Genomic DNA, 12,871 nt, shown 5'->3' on the forward strand with positions numbered 1-12,871 from the left:
CTGCAAGGAGGCCACGCCATGAGTCATGACCTACACGAATCGCTACGCGATAACGTGCGTATTCTGGGCGACAGCCTGGGGCTTACCATTGCCGACGACCTAGGCCAATCATTTGTCGATAAAATCGAAACCATTCGTGCCCACGCCAAGCAGGGACGGCAGGGTGATTCGCTACAGCAACGCAACTTGATCGAATACCTGCGCCAACTGCCCGAGCAGGATTTGCTGCCCGTCACCCGTGCCTTTAACCAGTTTCTAAACCTCGCCAACATTGCCGAGCAGCACTATCGGGCGCGTTTCCGCCGCGTTGAAGACTACAAGCCGGGCTCGCAGCCGGTGCTTGGCGAGCTGCTCAAACGCGCCGAGCAGGCAGGCAACTCGCCGCGCAAGCTGGTCGAGAGCCTTGCCAATATGCGGGTTGAACTGGTGCTCACCGCGCACCCCACCGAAGTCATTCGACGCACGCTGATTCAAAAGTACGATGCCATCGACGACTGCCTGACAGCCATTGAAGGCTCTGATGACTACCCGGAGCGGGGTGCCCGTGCCCAGGGGCGGCTGGAGGAGTTGATCAGCCAGGCCTGGCACACCGACGAGATCCGCCACGAGCGGCCCACGCCGGTGGATGAAGCCAAGTGGGGCTTTGCCGTGATTGAAAATTCGCTGTGGCAGGCGGTGCCTGACTTTCACCGGGATCTCGATAACCTGCTGCTGGAAACGGCCGGCGAACGTCTACCGCTGGATGCTGCGCCCATTCGCTATGCCTCCTGGATGGGGGGTGACCGGGATGGCAACCCGAATGTCACGGCAAAGGTCACCAAGGAAGTGCTTTTGTTGGGCCGTTGGATGGCGGCGGACCTTTACCTGCGCGACCTTGAACAGCTCAAGACCGAACTCTCCATGTGGAAGGCCAATAGTGCCCTCAAGGCTGAGGCGGGCGATGTGGCCGAGCCTTACCGCGAAGTACTTAAACGCCTGCTGGCGAAAATGGAGTCCACCCGCGACTGGGCCAAGGCCGAACTGGAAGGGCGGGGTTATGACGGCGGGGCGATTATCGAAACCCGCGATCAGCTGTATGCCCCCTTGCTGGCCTGCTATCGCTCACTGTGCGACGTAGGCCTGGATACCATCGCCAATGGCGCGCTACTGGATACCCTTCGCCGCGTCGCGGTTTTCGGCGTCACGCTGACCAAGCTAGACCTTCGCCAGGAAGCCAGCCGTCATGCCCAGGTCATGGAAGAACTGACGGATACCCTGAACCTTGGCCACTATCGCGAGTGGGATGAAGCCCAGCGTCAGGAGTTTTTACTGGCTGAACTTGAATCACGGCGGCCGCTGATCCCGCGCCGCTGGGAGTGTTCGGCGGAGTCCCGCGAGGTGCTGGATACCTTCAAGGTGATCGCCCAGGAGCACTCTGAAGCACTGGGTACCTATATCATCTCCATGGCTGCTGAACCCTCCGATGTGCTTACCGTGGCGCTGTTGATGAAGGAAACCGGTGGCAACGTGACGCTGCCCATCGCGCCGCTGTTCGAAACCCTGAACGACCTGGATCATGCAGGCGACGTGATCGACCAGCTCTTGGCGCTGCCGGGCTATCGCAAGCTGATGCGCAAGGGCCAGGAGGTGATGATCGGCTATTCAGACTCTGCCAAGGATGCCGGGCAGCTGGCCGCCGCCTGGGCGCAGTACCGGGCCCAGGAGTCGCTGGTCAATGTGTGCGACCGCCACGGTGTCGACCTCACCCTGTTTCATGGCCGCGGTGGCACCGTTGGCCGTGGCGGCGGCCCCGCCCACGCGGCGATTCTTTCCCAGCCGCCGGGGTCGGTGAACGGCAGTTTAAGGGTGACCGAACAGGGCGAGATGATTCGCTTCAAGTTTGGCCAGCCCGATATTGCGCTTCGTTCCATGGAGATTTATGCCTGTGCCGTGCTCGAAGCCACGCTGCTGCCGCCGAGAGCCCCCGAACCGCACTGGCGCGAAGAGATGGACCAGCTTTCCAGCGTCGCCCACGCCGCCTATGTCGGCGTCGTGCGCGAAGACCCGGACTTTGTACCCTACTTCCGTTCGGTGACGCCGGAAGGCGCGCTGGGCAGGCTGCCGCTGGGCTCCCGGCCAACCAAGCGCCGCCAGGACGGTGGGGTGGAAACCCTGCGGGCGATTCCGTGGATTTTCGCCTGGACGCAAATTCGCCTGATGCTGCCCGCGTGGCTGGGTAGCGGCGAGGCGTTCTCGCGTCGGCTTGAACAGCCGGGCGGGCGCGAGGTGTTGCAGGAAATGCGCAACGAGTGGCCGTTCTTCGGTACCTACCTCGATATGCTGGAAATGCTGCTGGCCAAGGCCGACGTGGCGATTGCCGCTTATTACGAGCACCGCTTGGTGGATGAGCCCTCGTTGAAGGCATTGGGTAAGCAGCTGCGCGAGCGGTTCGCGCGGCTGGAAGAGTCCGTACTGGATATTCTGCAGCAGGAGGAACTGCTGGAAAATACGCCGCTGATTCGTCAGGCGATCGATGTGCGTAACCCCTATATCGATCCGCTTCACGGCTTGCAGGCGGAGCTATTGCAGCGTAACCGTGATGCTGATGGTGCTATTAGCGCTGACCTGTCTCGAGCACTGATGGTTACCATGGCGGGGATCGCGGCTGGTCTACGTAATACGGGCTAGTTTGTTATCACCACCAACTTTTTTGTCACAATCAGGAGGCGTCAATGTCCTCAGATGCTCAAGCGGTACTCGACTTCTGGTTTGAGGCCTTGACGCCTGCGCAGTGGTTTAAAAAAGACCCCGAGATGGATCAGGCGATCCGGGAACGGTTTGGCTCTCTGCATGCCCAGGCGGCGCAGTGCGAGTGTTACGCCTGGCGGGAAACGCCCCAAGGGCGGCTTGCGGAGATCATTGTGCTGGATCAGTTCTCCCGCAATATCTACCGCGACGACGCTCGTGCCTTTGCCACCGATACCTTGGCGTTGGCGCTGGCTCAGGAAGCGGTGGCCGCTGGCGCCGCTGCGTCGCTTTCCAGCGAGCAGCGGGCGTTTCTGTATATGCCCTATATGCATAGCGAATCGGTGGCGATTCACGAGCGGGCGATGGAGCTGTTTAACCAGCCGGGGTTGGAGAAAAACTTCGACTTTGAAGTGCGCCACAAGGCGATTATTGATCGCTTCGGCCGCTACCCGCACCGTAATGCGCTGCTGGGGCGAATTTCTACCGACGAGGAGCTGGCGTTTCTGAAGCAGCCCGGGTCGTCTTTTTAAGCGTTTTCTTTATCCCTTTCAGCCACATGGCGTTCTATGACGTTACGAAAATCTACCCGTATCAACAAATATATCAGTGAAAGCGGCCTGTGCTCACGGCGGGAAGCCGACCGCTATGTGGAGCAGGGCAACGTCTGGATTAACGGACGCCGCGCGACGACAGGCGACCAGGTAGTGGCAGGCGATCGGGTCAAGGTCAACGGCCAGGATATCGAGCCTCAGGAAGAGGAAGACCTTGTCCTCATCGCGCTCAATAAGCCGGTGGGTATTGTCTGTACCACAGAGCCAAGCGAAAAAGACAACATTGTCGATTTTGTAAAACACGGCACGCGCATTTTCCCCATTGGTCGGCTGGATAAGGACTCCCAGGGGCTGATTTTGCTCACCAATAATGGCGACCTGGTGAACAAGATATTGCGGGCCAACAACCACCATGAAAAGGAATACCGGGTAACGGTCAACAAACCGATTACCGATGACTTCATTCAAGGGATGCAGAACGGGGTACCCATCCTTGGTCAGGTCACCAAGAAATGCCACGTGGAAAAGGTATCCACCTTCGAGTTCACGATAACGTTGGTGCAGGGATTGAACCGTCAGATTCGCCGCATGTGTGACTATTTCGGCTATGACGTCACCCAGCTCATTCGCACGCGCATCATGAATGTATCGCTCAAGGGCCTGGCGCTGGGCGACTGGCGCGACTTGACCCCGAAAGAGATCGCGACGCTTGAGGAGCTAACCGCCAGTTCAGAGGCCAAGCCCGCGCCGTCGTCTGCGCCAAAGCGTTCGAGCAGCCAGAATAAATCTCGGCAAAATGCCGCTGGCACGCCGGGCAAGCGTGGCGGTAAATCCGGTGACAAAACGCCGAGCAAAGGGACGGGAAAACGCACTGCCAGCGGGTCAGGGCGGCCCAAGGCCAAAAGCGCTGGCGGCAAACCAACGCTTAAAGGCAAGTCAAGTGGCGTGCCTTCTGGCAGGAAGGCGACCGGACGAGGCAAGCCCGTCAAAGGCGGTGGTGGCAAAAACAAGCCTATGAAGGGAAAGTCTCCCTCGCGCCGAAAGTAATAGCGCCAACGTCAGGCGTCATAGGCAAACAAAAAGTTGCCAATCAACTCCTTGCCGCCTTCGGTCGCAAACGATTCCGGGTGAAACTGAATGCCGTGAATGGGGTAGTCCCGGTGTTTAACCCCCATCAATTCGAATTCGCCGACCGCCTGCCAGCGGCTACGCTGTTCAAAGTTGTCAGCCGCCAGGGCACCTACCGTCGCGGTGACTTCCAGGCATTCTGGCAGGGTCGCGGCATCAGCAATCAGCGAGTGATAGCGCATCACTTCGAGCTGGTCGGGGACGCCATTAAACACCGAGTGGTTATTATGATTGATTGGGCTGATCTTGCCGTGCATGGGTAGCGGTGCTTTGACCACCTGGCCGCCAAACACGTGCACAATGCCCTGCATGCCAAGACAAACCCCCAGCAGCGGGGTGGTTTTACCGAGCTTTTCTATCACCTCTGCACAGACGCCGAAGTAACGCGGGTCATCCGGTGAGCCGGGGCCAGGCGAGATAATAATGCGGTCCGGCGCCATGGCTTCAATGGCCTTGAAGTCGATCTGGTTGTTGCGTTTAACGAGTATCTCGAAATGGGGCACCCTGCCGCGGTTTTTTTCGGTGGTCAGAATCTCACCAATGAACTGATACAGGTTATAGGTGAAGGAGTCGTAGTTATCGATGATCAGCACCTTCATGCGGGGCTCTCCGTTTCCGTGCTCATAAAGGGGGCCAAGGCCTTGCGGGTGCCGGCAAACTTGCGGCGAATCTCTTCATACTCATCCTCGGCGTTGCTGTCATACACGTTGCCGCCGCAGGTCTGCACGTAAGCACGCTCGCCGTTCACAAATACCGTACGAATGGGGATGGCAAAGGTGCAGTCGCCGTTGAACGAGAACTGCCCCACAGCGCCGCCGTAGGGGCCCCGTCCGTCATTTTCCAGGTCGTCGATAATCTTCATCGCCTCGATCTTGGGGGCGCCGGTGAGCGTGCCCGCCGGGAAATTGCTGGCCAGGGCACTGAACATGTCGTCACCCTCGGCGATGATGCCGACAATCTCGCTGGAGATGTGCTGGACGTGGCTGAAACGCTTGATATCCATCAGGCTGCGGACTTTTACCGTGCCAAACTGTGCCACCCGGCCGATATCATTGCGGTGCAGGTCGACGATCATATTGTGCTCGGCGATCTCTTTGGGGTCATTGAGCAGTGCCCGGGCGAGCTGGGTATCCTCCTGGGGCGTTTGACCACGGGTGGTGGTGCCCGCCAGCGGGAAGGTTTCCATTTCGCCCTGGCGTAGTCGAAACAGCAGCTCCGGGCTTGCGCCAATCAGCTTCTGATCACCAAACTTGACGTAGTACATCTGCGGCGAGGGGTTAATGGTGCGTAGCTGGTCGTATAGCGCCAGGGTATCGCCCTGAATCCGGAAGCGCTTTTTAAAGCCGACCTCGCACTGGAAGACCTTGCCGTCGATGATGTCCTGTTTCACCTTGGCCACGGCCTCGGCGTGCTCTGCCTGGCTCATGGTATCGCCCAGGGCAGTGATATGCAGCGGGCCGGGGGGCGTGTCGTCGGCGTCGATCAGCGTCTGCAGGAACTCGTAGCGGCTATTGTCGTAGTAAAAATAGATAACCTCACCGGTCATCTTGTCGAGGATCAAGCCGTCTTTATAGAGCCCGAACCGGAACGTATCGAAATCATCGCTGGCTTTTAACGTCAGCGATGGCTCGAAGTACTGCATGGCGTCGTAACCGAGGTAACCGCTTAACCCACCGGCATATTTACGCGAAATAATGTTCTGGGGAATCAGGCTGCGCAGCAACTCATAAGGGTTATCGCTCGGGTAGTGATTGGCATGGCCGTCGCGGTCTTCGATCGTCAGCGTGTGGCCGTTGGCGTAAAGCGTGTACTCTGGGTCAAAGCCGATGATCGAGTGGCGCGCCATATGGCTATCTTCGCCCAGCGACTCCAGCATGTAGCAGTTGGTAAACTGCCGCTCGATTTTTTGGAAGAGCGCAAAAAAATCGCAGTCCGCCGCCAGCGTCACGTAGTGCGGCTTGCGCGGCAGCGTAAAAGGCTCAGGGCCTTGTGCGTCTTGCTTATCGGCCGTGGTCATAGATGATCATTCCGTGAAGAAGGTCGTGAAGAGGGTAACGAGGTCAAGGCGCGTGAGCCACGGGATACCGTGGCGATCCCTACGCCCAGGGTTTCGGCAATTTTGCGATGGGGGACACCCTCGCGCAGCAGCTTGAAAATCTGTAGGCGCTTGCTGATTTCTTGATACTCTGCAGGGGTCAGCAGGCTGGCAAGTGCTTCATCCATTGCCTCTGGAGAGTCGATGGCAAGCAAGTGGCGAACCAGTTCCGCCTGGTAATCATCGTTGGAAAGCATGGTTTGAAGACATCGTGTGCCACCAGGTAATAGATAATGTACTAGCGTACTAGTACGATACCGTTTGCGTCAGTGAAGTCAAGCTACTTTAAAAAATACAAGGAGTCTCGATGACCGCATACTTTATCCAGGCGTTTATTTATCTTGTGGCGGCGGTGATTGCTGTTCCCCTCGCAAAACGCTATGGGCTTGGCTCGGTACTGGGCTACCTGATGGCCGGTGTGGTCATTGGCCCGATACTGGGTCTGGTGGGCCAGGAAACGACCACGATTCAGCACTTTGCCGAATTTGGTGTGGTGATGATGCTGTTTTTGGTCGGTCTGGAGCTTGATCCGAAAGGGCTCTGGGCCATGCGCGTGCGCCTGGTCGGTCTTGGCGGACTGCAGGTAGGGTTGACCACGGTGGCAGGCACAGCTATTGCCTGGTGGCTGGGGCTTACGTGGCAAACCTCGCTCGCTATCGGCTTGCTGTTCGCATTGTCCTCGACAGCGATTGTGCTGCAAACCCTGAGTGAAAAGGGCCTGGAAAAAACCGAGGGAGGCCGCAGCGCCTTCTCCGTGTTGCTGTTCCAGGACATCGCGGTCATTCCCATGCTGGCGCTGATTCCCCTGCTGGCGCTGCCAGAGTTGATGGGGGCAGGAGATGATCGCGCCAGTCATGCGGGCATAAGCCTGGTGGCACACTTGCCCGGCTGGGCGTATGCCCTGGTGGTGGTCGCGGCGATCGGCAGCGTGATTGCCGGCGGTTACTACCTGGTACCGAAACTATTCCGTTATGTGGTGGGCTCCGGGCTGCGTGAAGTGTTCACGGCGACGGCGCTGATGCTCGTCATCGGTATCGCTGCCCTCATGAGCCTGGTGAACCTTTCCCCGGCACTGGGCGCGTTTCTGGGCGGTATCGTACTGGCCAACAGCGAATTCAAGCATGAGATCGAAGCCAATATCGATCCGTTCAAGGGGCTTCTGCTGGGCCTGTTCTTTATCACCGTCGGCGCGGGGATCGACTTTCAGGTACTGGCCTCGCAGTGGGGCACGGTGCTGGTACTTGGCGTCGTGGTGATAGCCGTCAAGGCAACCATTCTGCTCGTTTTGGCGTTGCTGTTTCGAGTGCGTGGCAGCAACGGTTGGCTGTTTACCCTGAGCCTTGCCCAGGCCGGTGAGTTCGGGTTCGTGCTGTTGACCTACAGCGTGCAGAACAGCGTGATCCCCGTCGAGATTTCCCAGGTGCTGTCGCTGGTCATTGCGCTGTCGATGTTCCTGACGCCGCTGCTGTTCATCGCCTACGACCGCTTGGTGCTGCCACGCTATCGCCGGGTCAAGAACGACGGGCGCCAGCCCGATGCCATCGACGAGCAGGCGCCGGTGATCGTGGCGGGCGTGGGTCGCTTCGGGCAGATCATTTGCCGCCTGCTGCGCGCCAACAACATGCCCATCGTCGCGCTCGATCACGAACTCGAGCAGATCGAGAACCTGCGGCGGATTCATATCAAAAGCTATTTCGGCGATGCCAGTCGCTCAGATCTACTGGAAACCGCCGGTATCGAACAGGCGCGCCTGCTGGTCGTGGCCATTGATGACCGCAAGCGTGCCGTTGATATGGTCAAGTACGTCAAGCATTACTACCCCCATGTGTGGGTGCTGGCCCGGGCATTTGACCGTGGCCATGGTTATCAATTGCGCGAGGCTGGTGCCGACGACATCGTCAGCGAAACCTACCATTCCGCGCTGGAGATGGGCGGGCATGCGCTGACGGCCATGGGGGTCCACCCGATGCGCGCCAAGCAGATGACCTGGGCATTTGTGCAGAACGAGGAGGCCCACGAGGACGAACTGTTCGATGCCTGGAAAGAAATCGAGGAAGGCATCAACTTCAGCCCTCGCTACGGCGAGCTTTTCATGAAGCTGGAAGAAGCCCTGAACAGCGCCATGCAGCAGGATTGGCCCGAGCCCCAGCGTGAGGACGTGCCGATCTGGACGCCGCCTGTGCCGACGGAAGATAGTGATGAAAAACGCTAGAACGGCAGATGCAATGAAGCGCTGAGCATATTGAGATGATCAAGGGTGGGGTCATCGACCCGCTCGTATTCCAGGCGGCTGACGAGACGGTCGACGGTAAGGGTGGCGCCAAACCCTTGCAGTAGGGCGGTGCCGCTTTCATCGATGTCTTGCATTGGCCGGTAGCTTTCACCGCGCCACTCGGTTAGCCCTGATTTTGCGTAAACGCTGAATGCCCCCATGCGGATGCCTGCTACCACAGCGCCGCCTAGACTGAGGGTGTCCATGATCAACGGCGTAATACTTGATGAAATGGGGACTTCTTCGCTCTCGCGGTAGGCCAGTTCAGCGCCGATATCCAACTGGGGCAACTGCCATGGACTGAAGCCAGCGGTTAACCGGAAGCCGCTGGTGTAACTGTCGATACTGCTCAGGTCGCTGCCTTCGAGGATGACGCCATTGTCCAGCTGCATTAACTCACTTTGCGGCAAGGCATACGACGTGGCGGGCGCGAACTCGTCAGCAGCATGGGCGCCAGCGTAAGGCACGGCGCAAAACAGGAGGGTGCTTGCCAAGCGTTTCATTGGCATTTTTCTTACACCTAGAAGCGTAATGAAAGGGCAGACCTAGTAAGCGTAGCAACTGGCCTTGATTTCTACCAATTTAATTGCCCCATTGACCAGGTTTTCGACCAGGTGCTTGCCCATTTGGGTAAAGCGGTCGCCAAAAACCCACGCTGGTGAAAGTACAGCTGACCGCGGGGTCTGTTCTTTATGCAGTTGGCGCTGCCGCCACTCAAGGGCCGTATCGGTCCAGTCGTCGAGGTGTTGAATGTGAAAGCCCTTCGATTCGAGTAGATGGACTAATCCATCCTGGGTAAGTAAATGGGAATGCGCTGGTGAAGCTGCCCAAGGTACGGGGTAGACAAGGTCTTCCATGTTGGGGCCACTGATCACTTCGTGCATCACCAGTTGACCGTTCGCGCTCAGCACGCGGTGACATTCATCCATCACCCTGGCCGCATCGGGCATGTTGAGCAGGCTGTGCTGGAAGACCACCGCATCGAAACACCTCGAACCAAACGGCAAGGCACAGGCATCAGCAGTGACAGAGACAAGCGTCGGGCTGCCTGCGTTGACTGCCAGCGCGCTAAGCGATTGGTTGAGTACGTTAAACCGATGGGTGAGGTCGAGGCCGACCATGTGATAACCCAGCGTCGCTCCCTGGCGCATTAGCCCACCCAGACCAGCGCCAATATCCAGCACGCGTGTGGGGGCAACGGGGTCAATCAGGTTCAGCAACCTGGCGGACGCGGCCATGCCGCCAATATGCAGTTGGTCCAGGGGGGCAAGCTGGGGCAGCGTCGGTCCGTCAGGGTAATGGGCCCGGATTTGTTCAAGCACTTCGCGATCGCGCAGTGCCTGCTGGTAATGCGTCACCAGAGGCGAATGAAAAGCCATTTGATGCTCCTTCGCTAGCCGACGAGCCGCCAGCGTGTGCCGCTAGTCGTCTAACCCGAGCTCTTGAATGGAAATCTCGCGCATTTTAAATTTCTGGATCTTGCCGGTGACGGTCATCGGGAATTCATCGACGAATTTGAAGTAGCGCGGAATCTTGAAGTGGGTGATCTTGCCCTTGCAGTACTCGCGCAGTTCTTCCCCAGTGACTTCATCGGCGGTGCTGTTGAGCTTGACCCAGGCAATCAGCTCTTCGCCATACTTCTTGTCCGGCACACCGGTCACCTGTACTTCTGAAATGGCCGGGTGGGCGTAAAGGAATTCCTCGATCTCCTTGGGATAGACGTTTTCCCCGCCGCGAATCACCATGTCCTTGATGCGACCGACGATCTGGATGTAACCCTCTTCGTCCATGGTGGCCAGGTCGCCGGTGTGCATCCAGCCTGCTTCGTCAATCGCCTCCGCGGTGGCCTTGTCGTTGTTCCAGTACTTCAACATGACGCTGTAGCCGCGGGTACACAGCTCGCCGATTTCGCCACGGGGCAGAATACCGCCGTTGCCGGGGTCAACGATTTTGGTTTCCAGGTGCGGCTGGGTACGTCCGACGGTGGAAACGCGCTTATCAAGGCTGTCATCGGCACCGGTCTGGGTGGATACCGGGCTGGTTTCGGTCATGCCGTAGGCGATCTGCACGCCCTTCATGTTCATCTTGCTGATGACCTGCTTCATGATCTCGGCAGGGCAGATGGAACCCGCCATGATACCGGTGCGCAGCGACGAGAGGTCGGTATCAGGGAAATCCGGGTGATCCAGCTCGGCGATAAACATGGTGGGCACGCCGTACAGTGCGGTGGCTTTCTGTTCGTGCACCGCCTTTAGCACGGCGCCGGGGTCAAAGCCTTCATCAGGGTAGATCATGGCCGCACCATGGGTCATGCAGCCCAGGTTGCCCATCACCATGCCAAAGCAGTGATAGAGCGGCACCGGGATCACCAGGCGATCTTCGTTGGTAAAGCCCATGCTTTCAGCAACGAAGAAGCCATTGTTGAGAATGTTGTGGTGGGAGAGCGTCGCCCCTTTGGGGAAGCCCGTGGTACCCGAGGTGTACTGAATATTGATCGGGTCGTCGAACTGGAGCGTGGCCTGCAGGTCGTCAACGTCGGTTTGGCTGACGTGGCGAGACGCTTCCATCATGTCGGCCCAACGCCACATACCGGGGTGTTTATCGGCGCTTAAATTAATCACGCACTCAAGCTCGGGCAGCTTTTGTGACCTCAACTGGCCTTCGGTACAGGTGTTAAGTTCTGGCGCCAGTTCATACAGCATGGCGCTGTAGTCCGAGGTTTTGAAACGGTTGGCCGTCACCAGAAAGCGGGCACCGGATTGATTCAGCGCGTACTCCAATTCATGGGTCCGGTAGGAGGGATTAATATTGACCAGGATGGCGCCAATTTTGGCAGTGGCGAATTGGGTGACGGTCCATTCGCTGCAGTTGGGCGCCCAGATGCCCACACGATCACCTTTTTTGACGCCAATAGCCAGCAGGGCTCGGGCACAGCGGTTCACTTCATCCTGAAGCTCGCGGTAGCACCAGTGAATATTCTGGTGTAATGCAATCAAGGCGTCGTTATCCGGGTACTGCTCGGCGATCTGGTCAAATTTATCGCCAATGGTCATGCCCAGCAGCGGCTTGTGGGCGGTGCTGCTGGTGTAGCTTGGAAGGGTAAGTGCAGGTGATGCCATGGTATCTCTCCAAATATTATTGTCTTGTCCGAGCGAGGGCCGCGACGGTTTGTTGTTTGTTATGAGCTGGCGCGGCCTTTTGCCAGGGCGACTTTAGAGCTGGGCTTGCGGCCTAACTGGCCGGTAATCCAGTAGCCGGTATCGATCACGGCCTGCAGGTCGATGCCCGTTTGAATCCCCAGCCCTTCAAGCAGGTAGAGTACGTCTTCGGTGGCCACATTGCCGGAAGCGCCCTTGGCATAGGGGCAGCCGCCGAGCCCGGCGGTGGCGGCATCGATCACGCTGACGCCTTCTTCCATTACCGCGTAAAGATTCGCCAGCGCCATGCCGTAAGTATCGTGGAAATGAGCGGCCAGGAACTCGACGGGCACCTGCTGGCGCGTCGCCTCGATCATGCGCCTGGCGGCCAATGGGGTGCCCACACCAATGGTGTCGCCCAGTGAAATTTCGTAGCAGCCCATGTCATAAAGTGCCTTGGCTACCTCGGCCACCTTGCCAGGTGCTATCTCGCCCTCGTACGGACAGCCCAGCACGCAGGAGACGTAGCCGCGAACTCGAATGCCTGCCTCACGGGCGCGTTCCAGTACCGGTTCAAAGCGCGCCAGTGACTCGGCAATCGAGCAGTTGATATTTTTTTGCGAAAACGCTTCTGACGCGGCGCCAAAGACGGCCACTTCGTCAACGCCCGTTTCCATGGCGTTCTCCAGGCCTTTCAGGTTGGGCGTCAGTGCAGAATAGACCACGCCTGGCTGGCGCTTGATGCCGCTCATTACCTCAGCCGCATCGCCCATTTGCGGCACCCACTTGGGTGACACAAAGCTGGCCGCTTCAATATGCGTCATACCCGCCTTGGCGAGGAGTTCGATCAGGGCGATTTTGGTCGCAGCAGGCACGATGCCCCCCGGCTCGTTTTGCAGGCCATCCCGGGGGGCCATCTCAAACAGCTTGACGGACGTAGGCAATGGCATAAGAGTGACTC

Annotated in this window: 11 protein-coding genes; 4 read left to right on the forward strand and 7 right to left on the reverse strand. The window is 58.4% G+C overall.

Going from position 1 to position 12,871, the window contains the following annotated elements; translation table 11 throughout:
• Positions 1 to 18: 18 nt before the first annotated feature.
• Genes ppc through rluF form a run of 3 tightly spaced genes read left to right on the forward strand, consistent with a single transcriptional unit; the run spans position 19 to position 4,325 of the window.
• Complete coding sequence (gene ppc / locus ADS46_RS11050) at positions 19 to 2,667, forward strand: phosphoenolpyruvate carboxylase (protein WP_066320052.1); 2,649 nt, start codon at positions 19 to 21, stop codon at positions 2,665 to 2,667.
• A gap of 44 nt (positions 2,668 to 2,711) precedes the next feature.
• A complete protein-coding gene (locus ADS46_RS11055; protein ID WP_066320055.1) occupies positions 2,712 to 3,257 on the forward strand; it encodes a DUF924 family protein in 546 nt (181 codons plus the stop codon).
• Between the two features lie 36 nt (positions 3,258 to 3,293).
• On the forward strand, positions 3,294 to 4,325 hold the full coding sequence (rluF, locus tag ADS46_RS11060) for a 23S rRNA pseudouridine(2604) synthase RluF (RefSeq protein ID WP_066320058.1): 1,032 nt from the start codon (positions 3,294 to 3,296) through the stop codon (positions 4,323 to 4,325).
• Between the two features lie 11 nt (positions 4,326 to 4,336).
• Here the strand turns inward: rluF and ADS46_RS11065 are convergent, their stop codons facing one another.
• The 3 genes from ADS46_RS11065 to ADS46_RS11075 are packed head-to-tail and all read right to left on the reverse strand — an operon-like array spanning position 4,337 to position 6,698.
• Positions 4,337 to 5,005: an anthranilate synthase component II gene (locus ADS46_RS11065; RefSeq protein ID WP_066320061.1), complete on the reverse strand. Its 669-nt coding sequence runs from the start codon at positions 5,003 to 5,005 to the stop codon at positions 4,337 to 4,339.
• The gene (locus ADS46_RS11070; protein WP_066320063.1) at positions 5,002 to 6,423 is read right to left on the reverse strand and encodes an anthranilate synthase component I family protein; all 1,422 of its coding nucleotides are present in this window, start codon (positions 6,421 to 6,423) and stop codon (positions 5,002 to 5,004) included. Before ADS46_RS11070 ends, ADS46_RS11065 begins: the two co-directional genes overlap by 4 nt.
• Complete coding sequence (locus ADS46_RS11075) at positions 6,420 to 6,698, reverse strand: Trp family transcriptional regulator (protein WP_066320066.1); 279 nt, start codon at positions 6,696 to 6,698, stop codon at positions 6,420 to 6,422. The genes ADS46_RS11070 and ADS46_RS11075 overlap by 4 nt, the downstream gene beginning before the upstream one ends.
• 110 nt (positions 6,699 to 6,808) lie before the next feature.
• On the opposite strand from ADS46_RS11075, the gene ADS46_RS11080 reads away from it, so the two are divergent.
• Entirely contained in the window at positions 6,809 to 8,713 is a 1,905-nt protein-coding gene (locus tag ADS46_RS11080) for a monovalent cation:proton antiporter-2 (CPA2) family protein (RefSeq protein ID WP_066320069.1), read from the forward strand.
• Here ADS46_RS11080 and ADS46_RS11085 read toward each other — a convergent pair.
• From ADS46_RS11085 to ADS46_RS11100, 4 genes are read right to left on the reverse strand one after another with little or no spacing between them, the layout of a single operon-like run.
• Complete coding sequence (locus ADS46_RS11085) at positions 8,710 to 9,282, reverse strand: hypothetical protein (RefSeq protein WP_066320073.1); 573 nt, start codon at positions 9,280 to 9,282, stop codon at positions 8,710 to 8,712. The two genes, ADS46_RS11080 and ADS46_RS11085, sit on opposite strands and share 4 nt — an antisense overlap.
• A gap of 36 nt (positions 9,283 to 9,318) precedes the next feature.
• On the reverse strand, positions 9,319 to 10,152 hold the full coding sequence (locus tag ADS46_RS11090; protein WP_066320076.1) for a class I SAM-dependent methyltransferase: 834 nt from the start codon (positions 10,150 to 10,152) through the stop codon (positions 9,319 to 9,321).
• A 42-nt stretch (positions 10,153 to 10,194) separates the two neighbouring features.
• Positions 10,195 to 11,892 (reverse strand): AMP-binding protein, encoded by a 1,698-nt coding sequence (locus tag ADS46_RS11095; protein WP_066320077.1) that lies wholly within the window; start codon positions 11,890 to 11,892, stop codon positions 10,195 to 10,197.
• Positions 11,893 to 11,951: 59 nt separating this feature from the next.
• Positions 11,952 to 12,860 carry a hydroxymethylglutaryl-CoA lyase gene (locus tag ADS46_RS11100; RefSeq protein WP_066320080.1) on the reverse strand — a complete coding sequence of 303 codons (909 nt, stop codon included), beginning with the start codon at positions 12,858 to 12,860 and terminating at the stop codon, positions 11,952 to 11,954.
• Between the last annotated feature and the right edge of the window lie 11 nt (positions 12,861 to 12,871).

The organism is Halomonas sp. G11, from assembly GCF_001663515.1.
Classification (GTDB): domain Bacteria; phylum Pseudomonadota; class Gammaproteobacteria; order Pseudomonadales; family Halomonadaceae; genus Vreelandella.